This window comes from Shewanella cutis (genome assembly GCF_022410515.1).
Taxonomy (GTDB): domain Bacteria; phylum Pseudomonadota; class Gammaproteobacteria; order Enterobacterales; family Shewanellaceae; genus Shewanella; species Shewanella cutis.
In genome coordinates this window covers 950,184-966,482 of sequence record NZ_JACSDI010000001.1, presented here as the reverse complement: position 1 = coordinate 966,482, position 16,299 = coordinate 950,184, and the positions used below count along the sequence as shown (strand labels likewise).

Below are 16,299 nucleotides of genomic sequence, written 5' to 3'. Positions count from 1 at the left end.
GAAATGGTGATTCCCTTTTAAGTCAATGTAACACGGGAGTGAGATGCCTGTGAGGCTCCCGAAGGGCGGGATTGAACGTGCTTTATACTGCGTTTAAGGCTTTCGACAGAGCGCCACTATGCCTTCAAGCCTTCACCTTGTCTAAAGCCCGTTTAACTCCCGCTGAATGAACAGATATTTAATACGATTGGTATTGTAAAGGGTGATGTTTTTAAAGGAGTGGGGCAACGTTCTCACTCTTTTTATTTTGGATGGTTTTTTTAGTTAAGCGCACTTATTTAACCGCACTTTTTAACCGTATTCATTAAACCGTACAGAGTTAAGTTAATTGCTAAACACTCGAGATTTATCTGACACACGATATCTAGCGGTAATTTGAGTTTTCAAGTTTGCTTTATTTAGCGGTGATAAAACCTATTTAGCAGAGATAAAAAAACCAGATCCTAGGATCTGGTTTTTTTATAACGTTCAAACAGTAAGTTGAAGATTAGTCTTCTAAGTTACCGCAGAAACGGTAGCCTTCACCGTGAATGGTGGCGATGATTTCTGGCGTATCTGGCAAGCTTTCGAAGTGCTTACGAATACGACGGATAGTCACGTCAACAGTACGGTCGTGTGGCTTTAACTCACGGCCAGTCATCTTCATCAGTAGATCGGCACGAGTTAAGATTTTGCCTGGGTTTTCAACAAAGTGCAGCATAGCGCGGAATTCGCTACGTGGCAGTTTGTAAGATTCACCCTGTGGGCTCACCAGAGAACGGCTGTTGATCTCTAAGCTCCAATCGTTGAAACGATAGTATTCGACAGAGCTCTTTTCTTCGACTTCGTTACCAGCGCTATTCACACGAGTCAGAAGGTTGCGAGCACGAATCGTCAATTCACGTGGGTTGAACGGCTTGGTAATATAATCGTCCGCGCCAATTTCAAGTCCAAGGATTTTGTCGACTTCGTTGTCACGGCCTGTCAGGAAGATCAGACCGATGTTGTTGATTTCACGTAATTCACGTGCCAACAACAGACCGTTTTTACCTGGTAGGTTAATGTCCATAACCACGAGGTTAATTTTGTTTTCCTGCATAGCCTTATGCATTTCTGCGCCATCATTGGCCTCAGTTACCACATACCCTTCTGCCTCGAAAATACTTCTTAGCGTGTTACGGGTAACGGCTTCATCTTCAACGATCAGAATGTGCGGATTTTGCATATTAATTACCTAAATTTTAACCAATATTCTAACCATAAGAATCACTTACATCGGATTCTTATATTCATAAAATGTTGATACTTCCACTCACTGCTCAGTGCTTCAAAGGGAAGATCTTCACGGCTACACGTCAGGATGTATATAAGTGAACGTTTAAAGTGTAATACGATAAAACGTAACCAGTATCAACTTCGATAAGCAATAGTTAAAAATAGTTCCTTAACTATTGTTTTTTTTAAAATGTTTAAATGATAAATCAAATGTAGAACACATTTTAAAAGATGTCCGGCCAGCATAAGGTGATTTCGCCGAGGAATCTAACAAACCCTTGTCAAGATTAAGCAAACTTAATGTTATCTGCTTAACTGGCCAATGACGACATTGTACTCGTTTTAGGCATTTGTTAACAAATGAAATGTTAACAAATTTCTGGCCTAGGTGTGGATTTTCCATGATATTTACTTTAGTTATTGATTAGTATAACTAATGTATTTCTAATTCTTGTGAGCGAGTTCACGCCTCTTTGGATTTTTGAGATGCTCTGCTAAACTACGTCGGGTTCATTTTTCGACTAGACAACCAATGGACAACATGACTCAAGATTTGTGGCAGCATTATCAAACGCCGTTGTTTTTGCTTACTCAAGCATTATCCTGTAATTTTTCTTTTGCTGTAATTACCGCCCATAATCCCGCTTCAACCCTCCTTAGTTCCAGCCAAAACCGTTTACTCGACCGTCAACTACTTCGTGAAATTGAATTATTAGGCTGTCCCTATCGCGCACTTATCGGTGCATCGCCTGATTTATCCCATATGGAGAAGAGTTGGGCCGTTTTTATTGACAGAAACATGGCATTACAATTAGGGAAAAAGTTTAATCAATATGCCATCTACATGGTGGAAAAGGGCGAGGTGAGTTTAGTGCCTTGCACTTTAGCCGGATATAACGAAGTGTGTTTAGGCAGATTTAACGATTATGTCCGCTTAGTTTATGAGCTGCCAGACTTGGTCACCTAACTTCAGCTTACTCTTTTTTAGCTATTTTTTCTGACTAGGCTTTGCTCCCTCACAGCAAGGCTTGGTGAGTTTTTTTCAATCTATTGCATTCCACATCAAGCCTATACTGTTTCCTCGTTTCTTTTTGCTTTTGTCCATAAATCCCCATTGTTTTTAAAAGCGTTTATTGAATTTGTTTATCAGGTGTGAAATTAGCATTGACTTCATTAGGGGTTTATTGCTACTTTTTTCGTCCCTTTCCGGCGGAAAGGAACAGAAGAGGAGCGTTAACTAGGTAGTCAATCAGAGGAGCACAAACTCCAGCGATGATTGATGAGGGAGATTAACGCCGAGGCATAGATGTGGTTGCTGCATGTTTATGTCGGTCGCTTAGGCTGAATCCTAACGATTGTCACCTGTAATTGGTGGAGAGCTTCTGGTGACGATTGCTGTTTCCCTTCTTTTGGGGTGCGTATCATTGAGCACCAGGCTCTTCGAACGAAGTTAGTTCGGAGCGTAATCATGTTAGTTAATCAATCTGTTATTCAAGTTTGTGCCGTATCTCTTGCTTTTGCGGAGGTGCGTTAATGTCTCTTGTTGTCGCTAAATTTGGTGGAACCTCAGTTGCCGATTACGGCGCAATGAATCGCTGTGCCGATATCGTACTGGGTAATCCCGATTGCCGTTTAGTGGTGGTTAGCGCCTCCAGTGGCGTGACTAACCTTTTGGTTGAGCTCACCCAAGAGTCGATTAACGACGATGGTCGTTTGCAGCGCTTAAAACAAATCGCGCAAATTCAATACGCAATCTTAGATAAACTCGGTCGCCCCAACGATGTTGCCGCGGCATTAGATAAGCTGTTAAGCCGTATGGCGGTATTGAGCGAAGCGCTGGCATCTCAGCGCAGCAAGGCTACCATGGATGAGTTATTGTCCCTTGGGGAGCAGTGTTCGTCGGCATTATTTGCGGCGGTATTACGGGAAAAAGGCGCTAATTCAAGTGCCTTCGATGTACGCAGAGTGCTTCGCACCGACAGCCATTTTGGCCGCGCCGAGCCACAGGTTGAGCAAATTGCCATTCTCTCACGTGAGCATTTACTGCCGCTGTTATCAGAACAAGTGATTGTGACTCAAGGCTTTATTGGTTCGGATGAGGCTGGACAAACCACCACGCTTGGCCGTGGCGGTAGCGACTATTCTGCGGCACTGTTAGCCGAAGCCTTAACAGCCTCCGCGGTTGAGATTTGGACCGATGTGGCGGGGATTTACACGACTGATCCACGGCTTGCACCAAACGCCCATCCAATTGCCGAAATCAGCTTTAACGAAGCAGCTGAAATGGCAACCTTTGGTGCTAAAGTGCTGCATCCTGCGACGATTCTTCCTGCAGTGCGTCAACAAATTCAAGTGTTTGTGGGGTCAAGCAAGGAGCCAGAAAAAGGCGGGACTTGGATCCGCCATCAGGTTGAAGATGCGCCAGTGTTTCGTGCGGTTGCACTGCGCCGTGATCAAACCCTGCTGAATTTACACAGCCTGCAAATGTTGCATGCACAGGGCTTTTTGGCCGAGACCTTTGCGACCTTAGCAAGACATAAGATCAGTGTGGATTTAATTACCACCTCCGAAGTTAACGTATCCCTGACCCTAGATAAAACTGGCTCTGATTCGAGCGGCCAAGGGTTGTTGAGCGAAGCGCTGCTGCAAGAATTATCACAACATTGCCGTGTACGTGTTGAAGATGGTTTAGCACTGGTTGCCATTATCGGTAACCGCATAGCCACCACTGCTGGCATTTGTCGCCGAGTGTTTGAAGTGCTCGAACCCCACAATGTGCGCATGATCTGCCAAGGCGCTAGCCCGCATAACTTGTGCGTATTAGTGGCCGAATCCGAAGCCGCGCAAGTGGTTAAAGCGTTGCACGAAAATCTGTTTGAAGGCGTTTAGTATGTTGCCGACAACATCGTCTCTGCAAATTGGGGAGCTTGCCGCTGGGCAAGCACTCACCCTGCCGATTTACCACTTTAAGCCAAATGGTCATGCCTCTGGACCTAAAGTGTATATTCAAGCCAATGTCCATGGCGCTGAGGTGCAAGGTAATGCGGTGATCTATCAATTGATGAAGCAGCTTGAGCGCTGTGGCATCTTAGGGGAAATCACCTTAGTGCCCTTAGCGAATCCGCTGGGGATTAATCAAAAGAGTGGCGAGTTTACGCTAGGGCGTTTTGACCCTATTACAGGGGCAAACTGGAACCGCGAGTACTTAAATCACGCGATAGATTTACCCGCTTGGTACCGTGAGCATGCTGAGCTGAGCGATAGCGAACTTATTCAAGCTTATCGCAGCACCCTAGTCGAGGCGTGTCAGCAGCGTTTACGCAATGAGTGGGGCGTGACCACGGGTCACAGATTAGCGGTTAACCTGCAGGCCATGGCCCACGAGGCGGATATAGTATTGGATCTGCATACCGGGCCTAAATCCTGTAAACATTTGTATTGCCCAGAATATGAAATTGCGGCGGCGCAGTTTTTCTCGATTCCTTACACCTTAGTGATCCCCAATAGTTTTGGCGGGGCTATGGATGAAGCGGCATTTTGTCCTTGGTGGCAATTGAGTGAAGTGGCGAAAGCGCAGGGGCGAGAGCTCGAGATTGCCGTTTCGGCCTTTACCTTAGAACTTGCGAGTCAAGAACGCATTTGCCTTGAGGATGCTTTAGTCGATGCCATGGGGATTTTGGCCTACTTGAGTCATCGTGGGGTGATCGCCGAGCGAGTCGCGCCCGCAAAGATGCCGCGTTTTGGCTGTTATCTTAAGGACTATAAAAAGTACCATGCGCCGATGGCGGGCTTGGTGGAATATGTGGCGCCCGTGGGAGAGCCACTGGCGGCGGGTGAGACCTTAGTCAATCTGCTGCGGCTTGATTTATATGGCAGTGAACAGGAGCTAACGGTGCTAAGTTTGCCGCAGGACTGTGTACCTATTTTGCACTTTGCCTCGGCGTCGGTACATCAAGGTACTGAGTTATATAAAGTCATGACCAATCTGTTTGAGTTGCCACAGTAATGGCAATGGGTAAAACAAAACGCCAATGATGAGATTGGCGTTTTTTATTCCAGTCTATAACCACTTAAAGCGATAGAAGAGTGCCATTTGCAGGGCGACCAGCGAGATAAGAATGCCGCAAAAGGTGGCAAAGGCCCAAGTGTTATCCGCACCGGGAATGCCACCAATATTCACCCCAAGTAGGCCGGTTAAAAAGCTCAGCGGCAAGAAAATGGCCGAGACTAAGGATAAGAAATACAAGCGCTTGTTTAGCTGCTCCGATTGTTGGCTGAGTAATTCTTCCTGGGTCACATTGGCCCTATCGCGCAGGGCGTCTAAGTCTTCAATGGTGCGAATCAGCTTATCCGTGGTTTCGCGCATCTTCAGTCTTTCTGGCTCGTTAAAGAGCACAAATTGCTCCGACAGCATCTTAGCGAATGCTTCTTTTTGTGGCCCTAAATAGCGGCGTAGCGCCACGGTTTGTCTGCGTAGCTCGGCGATATCTGTGCGTAAATCTTTCACATTGCCAGAGACAACTTGTTCTTCTAATTCTAAAAGCTGTTCCTCAAGTGTATCGATAAAATCCACTTTGCGGGTGGTTAGCCTTTCGCAAACTGCAAGGATAAAGTCCCCTGTGGTGGTGGGACCTGCACCTTCCATAATGAGTTCGGCAACATCTTTGACTGAGAGCAGTTCACGATCGCAGGTGGAGATGATTCGCTGGTTATCTGCATAAATACGGACGGCCACCATGTCTTCTGGGGCTGAATTGGGGTTTAAGTTCACCCCGCGCAGGGCCAGCAAAACACCTTCGCCAGCCAGCACGGCCCGCGGGCGAGTATCCTGAGCGAGTAGGGCATCGATTTCGACTTTATTCAAGCCGCTGTTTAGCACCCAGTGGCGGGCTTTTTTATGGCGATAACGTAGGTGAATCCAGAGCAGTCCATCTTTAGGAACCCAGTTTTCAAGTTCTTCTGGGGTTAAGGTTGACCCTGCGCGCGCGCCGCTAAGTACTAAGCTGTAGATAAATCCATCGTGCATTAGGCATTCCATATCTTACTAAATCATGGGGTCAAGCTAACTGATTTTGTTGTTAAAATGAAGTCTAGACGATGCTTGTGTTGATAATAGCTACTGAGGGTTGAGGGTAAATTGCTGGCCAAGCGAGTTAGGATGAAATACATTAAAATTAGGCTTAGTTGTCATGTATTGAGAAGAAAAAATGGAATACGAATTTCGGCGTAACAGTTTGACGGGCACGTATTTAGCCAGCTTTAGTATGGACCATGAAGTGCTGGGCCAATGGTTTTCAGAAGAGTTAGGTCCAGAGTTAGCCAAAATTCAACAAGTGCTCGATATTATCAAAGAAATTCAATCGGGTAAGCGTGATTCTTGGCGGTTAATTGGCGGCGATCTCTCCCTTGACCTGGATGAAGAACAGGCACGTATTTATGCCAATGCTTTAGGGTTTGAGCAAGAGTATGAACTCGAGGAATCGATGTCCCTCTACGATGCGGAATCGGAAGCCTATTGTGGCCTAGAGGATTTAGAGGAAGCCCTGTTAAGTTGGTATCAATTTGTGCAAACGGGGCGATAGCTCTGCTTTCAATTTCGGTAGTTAATAAAGGCAATCGATTGATTGCCTTTATTCTTTGGATCTTAGTGCTGAATCACTAAATTTGAAGCGTTAGTTGTTCAGATACCTGACCGCCATTTCGGTTCTCGACTTGGCATTGGCCTTACGCAGCAGGTTTTTGACATGCACTTTCACTGTGCCTTCACTGATGTGTAAGTGTTCTGAAATCATTCGATTGCTTAAGCCTTCTGCCAGTTGTTGCAGGATTTGCAACTCCCTTGGTGTCAAGCTTGAAACCCATTCTTGCTCATCGGCGGTATTTTTAAGCTCGTACAGATACTCTTCGACTTCTTCGCTGATCACCCTGTGGCCTGACATGGCATTTTTGAGTTTATCAAGAAGGAGATCCGGTTCGGTATCTTTAAGTAAATAACCGTCGGCTCCTGCACGTAAAAGGCGAATAACATCTTGTTTTGCATCCGAAACTGTAAGGATGACAATCCGTGAAGTCACGCCTTCTTGACGCATGGCATTGAGGGTATCGAGGCCCGTCATTCCCTTCATATTCAGATCGAGTAACACGATGTCTGGCTCGTCGGTTGCAACGCTGCTTAAGGCATCTAAACCGTTGCCTACTTCACCGAAGAGGCTAAAGTCGGGGTCTGAGGTGATTAGTTGGCAAATACCTTTACGAAGGAGTGGGTGGTCATCCACCACCAGAACTGAATAAGGTTTACCCATGTGTATGCTCCTGTTGGGAAGGGAAGATTAAAGTGACTATGGTTCCCTGTGATAAATTTGCTGTGTTGTGGGACTCAAGGGGCGAGTCTGGATTTTCTTGATGATGCAGTGCAGTCGTGGCAGTGCTATTAGTGTGAGTATCATTGCTACTAAATACAACCTCACCGTCTAATTTGCTGGCACGTTCATGCATGATGCCGATACCAAAGTGTTGATCCCGCTCTTTAATATGACCAATGCCGACACCATTATCACTCACGCTGATATTAACCATGCCACTGTCATCCTTGTAACAGCGGATATTGATATGGCTTGCATTGGCATGCTTGATGGCATTGAGGGTTGCTTCACGGGTGATCTGCAAAATATGGATATGCTGTTTTGCCTCAAGCCATTGTGGAGATAGCTTATAATCGAGATGGATCTTGATATCAGTATTTGCCCTAAGTTGCTCAAGCATTGCTTCCATCGCATGCTTCAGATTGGGTTCCTTGATGGTTAATCTAAAGGTGGATAACAACTCCCTCAGCTGTACATAGGCGGTGCTGACACCTTCATTGATTTCGGTGAGTTGCACCTCAACCGCAGGGCTGCGGCAACTATCATCTAAGTTTTTGCGCAATAAACTAATTTGAATTTTGAGGAAGGAAAGTACTTGTCCGAGCGAGTCATGTAATTCCCTTGCGATGACGCCACGCTCTTCCATTAGGGCTAACTGCTGTCTTTGCTCGGTGGCGTTATGGATCACGATGGAGCGAGTTAACATGATGGCAAAGTTCTTAAACAGCGGAGTATTGATATCCAGCGCAGAGATAAGTTCTAAATAACCTAAATCAGCCTGTTCAAATTGCAGCGGAAAACGTGTGCTGTTGTCAGGGCTTTCTGGCCAGCCACCATTAGCCTCAATCATTTCGAGTTCCTGTTCTGGATACTGGATAATCAGCCTTAAATAGTCGATAGACTCATAATCTTTCAGCTGATTTAACGCCGCTTTGAGTGCTTTATAGTCCAACTTCTTGGCATTGAGTGTTAACAAGGTATCGTATAAAAATGCTAACTCATTATTGGCCCGAGTTAGTGCTAAGGTTTTTTCAGCCACTTGGGATTCTAAGTTGCCATAGAGTGTGGCGAGTTCACGCGCCGTTTTTTGCAGCGCATCGGTCAGTGCGGTGAGTTCTATGTATTCGGTTTCGGGCATTTCGATCTCAAAGTTGCCCTTAGAAATCGTATTGGCAGACTCCATTAATTGTTGCAAGGGCACAACCACTTTACGTTTGGTAAAGCGTACCGCTAAAAAGGCAATGGCGAGCATAAGCCCAAGCCCAAAAATTTGGCTCGCAGCGAGAAGTCGCAACTTAAAAGCGGCGTGGTGCTCCATTTCCAATACCAATAAATCAATGGTATCGACAAAGTCCTTGAGCGAGGCGGCGTAGTCGCGGGAGTTTTCTTGCTCTATGTAGTACTTCATCACCAGCCATTTATCGATAACAAGCTGATATTGTTCGGCTATTTTTTTAGGGCTTAACCAACTCGTGGAGGGTTGTAGTGCTTCAGAATGCAGCGTGTTTTCAAACTCGGTGATTTTTTCTTGGGCGGCTTCACTACCAGAATTGGCGTAAAACATCAGCCGATAGCTTTGCATCCGCAGTGAACCCGAAGCGTTAATGGCTTTCGCATCGCCTAAGCTGTATGACAAATTGATGATTGCGAAAATCGCTAGGCTGCTAGAAAGCAAAATCAGTACTAACATTAAACCCAGAATTTTTGAGGTAAGACTGCCTCGTTTCATATGTCGAATACCTTGTGGCGCTTGAGCTAATGGTACTTTAGCCGTGTTTTTACATTAGAAAATAATGTATTACATTAACAAAAGCATAGAAATGTGAACAACAACACTATTACATTTTGATCTAGCGCAAACTTCGTTTCAGATACCCCCTTAGAGGTATATTTTTAGCGGTATTTAGCTACTAACTTTGGCGCTGGAGATGTCGTGTTTTACAACAAAAATACAACGCGGAGATGAGATGATGAAGAAGATGACAGGTAAGACCTTTGCATTAAGTGCATTGGTTGCCGCCAGCTTTATGGCTGCGGGGGCTATGGCAAGTGATAAAACTGAGCCACGCAACGAAGTTTATAAAGATAAATTTAAAAATCAATACAATAGCTGGCATGACACCGCAAAGAGTGAAGAGCTTGTTGATGCGCTAGAGCAGGACCCTAATATGGTGATCCTGTGGGCAGGCTATGCATTTGCCAAAGATTATAAAGCCCCTCGTGGCCACATGTATGCCGTGACTGACGTACGTAATACCTTGCGTACTGGCGCGCCAAAAAATGCGGAAGATGGTCCATTACCTATGGCCTGCTGGAGCTGTAAAAGTCCTGATGTCCCTCGTTTAATTGAAGAGCAAGGTGAAGACGGTTACTTCAAAGGTAAGTGGGCGAAAGGTGGCCCAGAAGTGACTAACACTATTGGTTGTAGCGATTGTCACGAAAAAGGTTCACCAAAGTTACGTATTTCTCGTCCTTATGTTGATCGCGCATTAGACGCAATTGGTACGCCATTTAGCAAAGCTTCTAAGCAAGATAAAGAATCAATGGTATGCGCCCAGTGTCACGTTGAATACTATTTTGAGAAAAAAGACGACAAAAAAGGCTGGGTCAAATTCCCTTGGGATATGGGCGTAACAGTTGATCAAATGGAAGTTTACTATGATGGCATTGAGTTCTCTGATTGGACTCACGCACTGTCTAAAACGCCAATGTTAAAAGCCCAGCATCCCGAGTATGAAACTTGGAAACTCGGTATTCATGGTAAAAATAATGTCAGCTGTGTTGACTGTCATATGCCTAAAGTGACTAGCCCTGAAGGTAAGAAGTTTACTGACCATAAAGTCGGTAACCCATTTGACCGTTTCGAAGAAACCTGTGCCACTTGCCACAGCCAAACCAAAGAGTTTTTAGTTGGCGTCACTAATGAGCGCAAAGCTAAAGTGAAAGAAATGAAACTCAAAGCGGAAGAGCAATTAGTGAAAGCGCACTTCGAAGCGGCTAAAGCATGGGAGTTAGGTGCTACTGAAGCTGAAATGAAGCCGATTCTGACAGATATCCGTCACGCTCAATGGCGCTGGGATTTGGCGATTGCTTCCCACGGTGTTGCAGCTCACGCTCCTGAAGAAGCACTGCGCGTATTAGGTACTTCTGTTAATAAAGCGGCCGATGCTCGAGTTAAGTTGGCACAGTTGTTAGCGAAAAAAGGCTTAACAGATCCTGTTGCTATCCCTGATATTTCGACTAAAGCTAAGGCTCAAGCAGTACTCGGAATGGACATGGAAAAGATGAATGCAGAGAAAGAAGCATTCAAGAAAGACATGTTACCTAAGTGGGATGCTGAAGCGAAAAAACGCGAAGCGACTTACAAGTAATCATCCTTGAAGATGAGCTAACCCCTCATTGCAAAACCCCCGCAATTTAGGTTGCGGGGGCTTTTTATTGCAGATTGAATTAGAGAAATGATCTCTATGAATCACACAGTTCATGTGAAACTCACATGATTAAAACCATTTTGTTTTGTTGAACTACTTTGGCGCGAGATTGATAAAGTCCCGCTCGAACTGTTCTAGGGTAACCGGTTTGCCATACAGGTTGCCTTGGCCGTAATTGCAGTCCTCATTGCAGATAAAGGCATCCTTATAGGGTTTTTCTACCCCCTCAGCTATCACCTTAAGTTTGAGCTTTTTTCCTATCGCAATATGTAGTGGTCGTATGATTCACTCCTCTCTGTTTGCACACTTGCCTGACGGGGCGGAGTTTGGGCAGTGTTTTCCTGGCGGACATTCGAGCGGAGGCTTTGCTTGGGTGGCGAGTTATTATGTGCTCAAGCAATATCATCGCCCTTATGCAAAGTTTGGTTTACTCTTTGGGATTGGTTTAGGTGCGATTTTTGGGTTAGCTCAAGAGCTGCGTGGTGCACATTTCATCAGTCATGATTTATGGAGTTTGGCGATTGCTTGGACGTTGGCAAGTCTACTTTACTATGGTTTTTTCTTTTATGTATCTAAGGTTAAAAGAATCAGTGTAGTGAATAAAGTGAGTATTATTAATGCCAATGTTTGCGATAAAGCTATCTATTAAGCTGTGAGATAGCTTCAGCATTGTATGGATTAGAACCTAAACTCAAAGCGGAAATCGCCACGGCGCAGACGCAAACTTTCGTCTAGAAGATGATTCTTCTCATTTAGCAGGATATTTTTTTGCCTTAGTAATTCGGCTTTGTCGCTGAGATTGTTTAGTTTGTTGTTGATGCTGCTAATTTCAATATCAATAGCATTTAAGCGGTCAGCGATTTCAGCTAACCGTTTATTGACAAGATATTGCTCGTGACCTTGGTTATAGCGTTCAACAAACTGATTATTGCTACATACGCCATAGTAGCTTTCCCCTGTTAAACCTATACGGTAGCCATTTTCAGGCAAACAATAGCTGATTAATCCTTGCTGATATCCCTGTTGCCATTGGGCTACATTCACCTTGAGATTAAATTCTCGGCAGTCCTGCTGATATTGGTTAAGCTTGCTCGCAGTGGTACCGCGGTTACCATCGGCCAAGCCTGTAGCGTACCAGTCATTATCACGGCATTCTTCGAGTGAAAGACTCGTGCATTGAGTAAGGGAAAGAGCGGTCAGTGCTAACGCAAAATTAAGATATCGCATTTAATCATCAAAAAAGTCACCAAAGAGGCGTCAGCATAAAGCTTAGAACATGGGAGATCTAGCGGTATATTTCGCCCTTTGTGCGGTTATTTGAGTTGCTCAAAGGTGGATAAGTTATTTTCAGTGGAACGAACCAAATGTAATCTCGAAACATCAACACGCCCTAGTGCATCGATTTTTAAAATTTTGATTTTTAAATATTTTGTTTTTTTAAGTCATGGTGTGACAGATTTACGATGTTGCTTATGAGGCGATTAAATCGTTATTTAGGGGCGATAAAGGAGATAAGGGTTAATTTTCAGCAAGTTTACTGACTTTAAATCCTGCAGTTTTTGCTATTGTGTTCCTACGCTTGGTGCTTTAGTTTTTACTGAACTCGGGTATTCTTACTGTTGTTTTGTTATTCATCATTGGTAGAAGGCTGCTTTATATATGAAGATTTGCCCCGCACATTCCATCTTAAGCCTAACTAAGGTATAAGGTCGGTATGAAAACTCCTAAACGAATCCAACCTCTGGTTGATGAAGGACTGGTTGACGAAGTCATTAGCCAGTTAATGAGCGGTAAAGAAGCTACTGTGTACGTCGTGCGCTGTGGTGAAGATATTCGCTGCGCTAAAGTTTACAAGGAAGCGGACAAACGTAGTTTCAAGCAGGCAGTGGTTTACCAAGAGGGCCGCAAAGTCCGAAATAGTCGTCGTGCTCGGGCTATGGAGAAAGGCTCTAAGTTTGGCCGTGAACAAATGGAAGAGGTCTGGCAAAACGCTGAGGTGGATGCACTGTTTCGTTTGGCTGATGCCGGAGTGCGAGTTCCGACGCCTTACGGCTGCTACGATGGAGTGTTACTAATGGAGTTAGTCACAGATAGTGAAGGTCATGTTGCTCCTCGCCTCAATGATGTGAGCCTTAGCGCCGAGAAAGCTATCCATGATCACGCCTTAGTGATGACCTATGTCAAACGTATGCTCTGTGCTGGCCTAGTTCATGGTGATTTGTCTGAATTTAACGTCTTAGTCGATGACAATGGTCCAGTCATTATTGATTTACCCCAAGCCGTCGATGCCGCAGCCAATAATCACGCTAAATGGATGCTAGAGCGGGATGTGAATAATATGACTGAATATTATGGTCAGTACGCCCCTGAGCTACTTAAGACGCAATATGCCAAAGAAATGTGGGCCTTATTTGAGTCGGGCCAGCTAAAGCCCGATACCCTATTAACGGGCAACTTTACCGAAATATTAGCCGATGCCGATGTCAACTCGGTATTGGATGAAATTCAAGCCGCCTATGAAGAGGCGCAGGAGCGCAAACAGCGACTTCAAGAAGCAAATGAAGGTTATTAATTAACATTCATGCCATAAAAACTGACGCTCGATGGGCGTCTTTTTTATGGGGCGATTATGTAATACCAATCACATTAAATATCTAATCAGTTCAGAGCCTCACAGGCATCTCAATCCAAGGCGCATTGACGAAGAAATGGTTATTCCCTTTTAAGTCAATGTAACACAGGAGTGAGATGCCTGTGAGGCTCCCGAAGGGCGGGGTTGAACGTGCTTTATACTGCGTTTAAGGCTTTCGACAGAGCACCACTATGCCTTCAAGCCTTCGCCTTGTCTAAAGCCCGTTTAACTCCCGCTGAATGAACAGATATTTAATACGATTGGTATAACTAACTAATTTTTTATCCCAATCCATCGTGTAGGCATCATTGCTCGTTCCTCATCATTGTGATAATCAATCATGCCAGGTCATAAGCTGTACTACCGCCATGGCGCACTACCCGTGTAGCAGCGAGATCGTCACTGAACTGTGAATAAAAGGACAAGACCCCAGAGGGCAATATGTTGGTGACTTGGGGGAGTACAATTCACATATTTGATCTTTGGGGGAGATGACTCCCTCTAAAGTCTTGCCAAAATCTTCCTCGAACCCTTCGTTAACCAGAGGGATACAAAGTGACAGAGCCGGATAGTCAATTGCACAGTTATTATTGTTATTTGTACGATTTTTATCTTAGGTCGTTGGGGAGCGATAATAGATACCCATCCGACTCTGTCTAAACTGCTACATTTCCCCTGAATCCTGCATCTTCATGGTGTTTGGGGATATGCCTAATTTCAATCAATTTGATGACAAGGCCGGACATAAAAGGGCGCTGTTATTATCGTTATTTGCACATCTCTCATGGCGCTTGCAGACCTCAAGACGCTATGTGTTGGCGTCCGACCTTGTCAAACCGTGCACTTAGGGTGGTCTAGCCTATAGTGCGTAATTCATGATTAAGTTGCTTAATGCGCTTTTGTAGCTGCGCAATTTCACTCATTAATGCACATTCCCGCTGCGAAGGTTGCTGTTCGCTTTCTCTGACCCATTGGTAGACGGATTTAGCTGAAAGACCATACTGTCGAGCAACATCAGAGAGTAATCTGCCTTTGACTTTTACTTCAAAAATAACGTCAGGTTTTAGACTATGATTGGCGATTCCCATGGATTATTCCTCTTCAGTCATTGTTATCAGTATTGGTTTCTCTTGGTTCCTTTAAGGTTGCTTCGTGCGTTAGTGGCGCTGTTCAATATCCCACTGACTGTGTCCTACATGGCGTAAGATCAATAACTCGTGGCGACAATGGGTAATTAATTTCATCAGATGTTTCATCTTTTCCTCCTCAATCCCATTTGGGGATTGTGCTTCGATTTACATGCCGAGTAACGGGCATTCAGATTAACGTCCTTCAGTGTCAAACAGTTTGCATTAGGCAGTGAGTTGTACGACTTGGTCGACCTAGCTCGCCTACCTATTTATTAGTATGTAAAAATCATGCCAATATTTTAATTTTGACATTTTCATTAATAATCAGTTTCTTATTAAAATGTTTTAAACGGATTGCATTTTTATTGGTGTCTGAAACGGTGCAGGCTGCACTATTTCAGTGCTTTTACTCTAAATGTTAACGGAATGGTTTGAAGATGTATTGAGTTGGTATTGTTTTGGCCTACATCACAGATAAACGATGCTTCGCGACGATTAAAGATTGTCTCGAAAAAGAATGCTTATATACTGCGATTTTTTCATGGTGTCTTCTGGCGACTTACCACGCCCTTTGCCTTTTCGTAGGTAAATAGCATCATCAATCATGTTATGAGGTCATAAATGATGAAGCCTTCTATCAAATCATTGCCAGCATCTAAGCTTGCGATAGTCGTGATCACCAGCGCCTTGATTGCGTCTGGCTGTACAACCGTCAATCCCTATACCAATGAACAACAAACTGCGAAAGCGACCACGGGGGCACTAATTGGTGCCGTTGCTGGGGCTGCCGTTGGTGTGGCGTCGTCAAGCAAGAGTGACCGCGGTAAAGGGGCCTTAATTGGTGCCGCCTCTGGAGCAGCCTTGGGTGGCGGTATTGGTTACTATATGGATGTTCAAGAAACCAAATTACGCCAACAGCTGGCATCAACAGGCGTAAGTGTGACTCGCAATGGTGATAATATTATTCTCAACATGCCAAATGAAGTGACTTTTGGTGTGGATCAAACCGAGCTAAGCGATGGTGCAAAGCGCGTACTTAACTCTGTTGCGCTGGTGGCGAAGGAATACAGCAAGACCCAACTGAATGTATTAGGTTACACCGATAGCAGCGGATCTGATTCTTATAACTTACGTTTGTCGCAGGTTCGTGCCAGTGAAGTCGGCAACTACTTGATGAGTAAAGGTGTAGCTTCCGCTCGCGTTAAGTCTAAGGGCATGGGGGAGGCGAGTCCTATCGCATCTAATGCCAATGCCGAGGGGCGTGCCCAAAATCGTCGTGTGGAAATCGTGTTAACCCCAACGGGTTAGTAACAAACCTGAGATCGAGATAAGCTGAGCCGCTGAATAGACATCTTTTGGGGCCTCTTTGCGTTGCTCTGTCTAACTTAAATTTGGGTTTTTCGACACTCGTTACTCCGAGTTCAGGTTAATAAGCCATCACGATTAAAGTCGCCTGCGGGCGACTTTTTACTTTATCGTAAGAGACAAAT

General features: G+C 44.8%; 13 protein-coding genes, 1 pseudogene and 1 riboswitch. Of the genes and pseudogenes, 8 read left to right on the top strand and 6 right to left on the bottom strand.

Going from position 1 to position 16,299, the window contains the following annotated elements; genetic code table 11:
• Nucleotides 1-487: 487 nt before the first annotated feature.
• Nucleotides 488-1,204, bottom strand: a complete 717-nt coding sequence (gene arcA, locus H9J30_RS04425; protein ID WP_007644695.1) for a two-component system response regulator ArcA — start codon at nucleotides 1,202-1,204, stop codon at nucleotides 488-490.
• A 582-nt stretch (nucleotides 1,205-1,786) separates the two neighbouring features.
• Between arcA and H9J30_RS04420 the strand changes: the two genes are divergently transcribed.
• The 3 genes from H9J30_RS04420 (at nucleotide 1,787) to H9J30_RS04410 (ending at nucleotide 5,260) form a co-directional block, all read left to right on the top strand.
• Nucleotides 1,787-2,221 carry a DUF3293 domain-containing protein gene (locus tag H9J30_RS04420; RefSeq protein ID WP_240129888.1) on the top strand — a complete coding sequence of 145 codons (435 nt, stop codon included), beginning with the start codon at nucleotides 1,787-1,789 and terminating at the stop codon, nucleotides 2,219-2,221.
• Between the two features lie 248 nt (nucleotides 2,222-2,469).
• A riboswitch (Lysine riboswitch) is annotated at nucleotides 2,470-2,644 on the top strand.
• Between the two features lie 143 nt (nucleotides 2,645-2,787).
• Nucleotides 2,788-4,143: a lysine-sensitive aspartokinase 3 gene (gene lysC / locus H9J30_RS04415; protein ID WP_240129887.1), complete on the top strand. Its 1,356-nt coding sequence runs from the start codon at nucleotides 2,788-2,790 to the stop codon at nucleotides 4,141-4,143.
• A 1-nt stretch (nucleotide 4,144) separates the two neighbouring features.
• Entirely contained in the window at nucleotides 4,145-5,260 is a 1,116-nt protein-coding gene (locus tag H9J30_RS04410; protein WP_240129886.1) for a succinylglutamate desuccinylase/aspartoacylase family protein, read from the top strand.
• A 54-nt stretch (nucleotides 5,261-5,314) separates the two neighbouring features.
• Here H9J30_RS04410 and H9J30_RS04405 read toward each other — a convergent pair whose 3' ends face one another.
• Nucleotides 5,315-6,280: a zinc transporter ZntB gene (locus H9J30_RS04405; protein WP_240129884.1), complete on the bottom strand. Its 966-nt coding sequence runs from the start codon at nucleotides 6,278-6,280 to the stop codon at nucleotides 5,315-5,317.
• Nucleotides 6,281-6,461: 181 nt separating this feature from the next.
• On the opposite strand from H9J30_RS04405, the gene H9J30_RS04400 reads away from it, so the two are divergent.
• On the top strand, nucleotides 6,462-6,836 hold the full coding sequence (locus H9J30_RS04400) for a YacL family protein (RefSeq protein ID WP_240129882.1): 375 nt from the start codon (nucleotides 6,462-6,464) through the stop codon (nucleotides 6,834-6,836).
• A gap of 90 nt (nucleotides 6,837-6,926) precedes the next feature.
• Here H9J30_RS04400 and H9J30_RS04395 read toward each other — a convergent pair whose 3' ends face one another.
• Both H9J30_RS04395 and narQ read right to left on the bottom strand, forming a co-directional pair.
• Nucleotides 6,927-7,556, bottom strand: coding sequence for a response regulator (locus H9J30_RS04395; RefSeq protein ID WP_240129880.1), 630 nt, complete (start codon nucleotides 7,554-7,556; stop codon nucleotides 6,927-6,929).
• The gene (gene narQ / locus H9J30_RS04390) at nucleotides 7,549-9,345 is read right to left on the bottom strand and encodes a nitrate/nitrite two-component system sensor histidine kinase NarQ (protein ID WP_240129878.1); all 1,797 of its coding nucleotides are present in this window, start codon (nucleotides 9,343-9,345) and stop codon (nucleotides 7,549-7,551) included. Before narQ ends, H9J30_RS04395 begins: the two co-directional genes overlap by 8 nt.
• A gap of 238 nt (nucleotides 9,346-9,583) precedes the next feature.
• Between narQ and nrfA the strand changes: the two genes are divergently transcribed.
• Both nrfA and H9J30_RS04380 read left to right on the top strand, forming a co-directional pair.
• A complete protein-coding gene (gene nrfA, locus H9J30_RS04385; RefSeq protein WP_240129876.1) occupies nucleotides 9,584-10,987 on the top strand; it encodes an ammonia-forming nitrite reductase cytochrome c552 subunit in 1,404 nt (467 codons plus the stop codon).
• Nucleotides 10,988-11,321: 334 nt separating this feature from the next.
• A pseudogene (locus tag H9J30_RS04380) lies at nucleotides 11,322-11,696 on the top strand (phosphatase PAP2 family protein); the annotation flags it as partial.
• Nucleotides 11,697-11,725: 29 nt separating this feature from the next.
• On the opposite strand, the gene H9J30_RS04375 reads toward H9J30_RS04380, so the two are convergent.
• On the bottom strand, nucleotides 11,726-12,274 hold the full coding sequence (locus H9J30_RS04375) for a DUF2799 domain-containing protein (protein WP_240129874.1): 549 nt from the start codon (nucleotides 12,272-12,274) through the stop codon (nucleotides 11,726-11,728).
• Nucleotides 12,275-12,761: 487 nt separating this feature from the next.
• Here H9J30_RS04375 and H9J30_RS04370 point away from each other — a divergent pair, with 487 nt between their 5' ends.
• Nucleotides 12,762-13,619, top strand: a complete 858-nt coding sequence (locus H9J30_RS04370) for a PA4780 family RIO1-like protein kinase (protein WP_240129873.1) — start codon at nucleotides 12,762-12,764, stop codon at nucleotides 13,617-13,619.
• 914 nt (nucleotides 13,620-14,533) lie between these two features.
• Here the strand turns inward: H9J30_RS04370 and H9J30_RS04365 are convergent.
• The gene (locus tag H9J30_RS04365; protein WP_011073707.1) at nucleotides 14,534-14,767 is read right to left on the bottom strand and encodes a transposase; all 234 of its coding nucleotides are present in this window, start codon (nucleotides 14,765-14,767) and stop codon (nucleotides 14,534-14,536) included.
• 663 nt (nucleotides 14,768-15,430) lie between these two features.
• On the opposite strand from H9J30_RS04365, the gene H9J30_RS04360 reads away from it, so the two are divergent.
• Entirely contained in the window at nucleotides 15,431-16,117 is a 687-nt protein-coding gene (locus tag H9J30_RS04360; RefSeq protein ID WP_240129872.1) for a YiaD family glycine zipper/OmpA-like lipoprotein, read from the top strand.
• The last annotated feature ends 182 nt before the right edge of the window (nucleotides 16,118-16,299 follow it).

Excerpts from the sequence above, each read along its gene's own strand:
- H9J30_RS04365 (WP_011073707.1), bottom strand. The coding sequence starts at position 14,767 with ATGGGAATCGCCAATCATAGTCTAAAACCTGACGTTATTTTTGAAGTA.
- H9J30_RS04400 (WP_240129882.1), top strand. The coding sequence starts at position 6,462 with ATGGAATACGAATTTCGGCGTAACAGTTTGACGGGCACGTATTTAGCC.
- H9J30_RS04405 (WP_240129884.1), bottom strand. The coding sequence starts at position 6,280 with ATGCACGATGGATTTATCTACAGCTTAGTACTTAGCGGCGCGCGCGCA.
- narQ (WP_240129878.1), bottom strand. The coding sequence starts at position 9,345 with ATGAAACGAGGCAGTCTTACCTCAAAAATTCTGGGTTTAATGTTAGTA.
- arcA (WP_007644695.1), bottom strand. The coding sequence starts at position 1,204 with ATGCAAAATCCGCACATTCTGATCGTTGAAGATGAAGCCGTTACCCGT.
- H9J30_RS04410 (WP_240129886.1), top strand. The coding sequence starts at position 4,145 with ATGTTGCCGACAACATCGTCTCTGCAAATTGGGGAGCTTGCCGCTGGG.
- nrfA (WP_240129876.1), top strand. The coding sequence starts at position 9,584 with ATGATGAAGAAGATGACAGGTAAGACCTTTGCATTAAGTGCATTGGTT.
- H9J30_RS04375 (WP_240129874.1), bottom strand. The coding sequence starts at position 12,274 with ATGCGATATCTTAATTTTGCGTTAGCACTGACCGCTCTTTCCCTTACT.
- H9J30_RS04420 (WP_240129888.1), top strand. The coding sequence starts at position 1,787 with ATGGACAACATGACTCAAGATTTGTGGCAGCATTATCAAACGCCGTTG.
- H9J30_RS04395 (WP_240129880.1), bottom strand. The coding sequence starts at position 7,556 with ATGGGTAAACCTTATTCAGTTCTGGTGGTGGATGACCACCCACTCCTT.
- H9J30_RS04370 (WP_240129873.1), top strand. The coding sequence starts at position 12,762 with ATGAAAACTCCTAAACGAATCCAACCTCTGGTTGATGAAGGACTGGTT.
- lysC (WP_240129887.1), top strand. The coding sequence starts at position 2,788 with ATGTCTCTTGTTGTCGCTAAATTTGGTGGAACCTCAGTTGCCGATTAC.
- H9J30_RS04360 (WP_240129872.1), top strand. The coding sequence starts at position 15,431 with ATGATGAAGCCTTCTATCAAATCATTGCCAGCATCTAAGCTTGCGATA.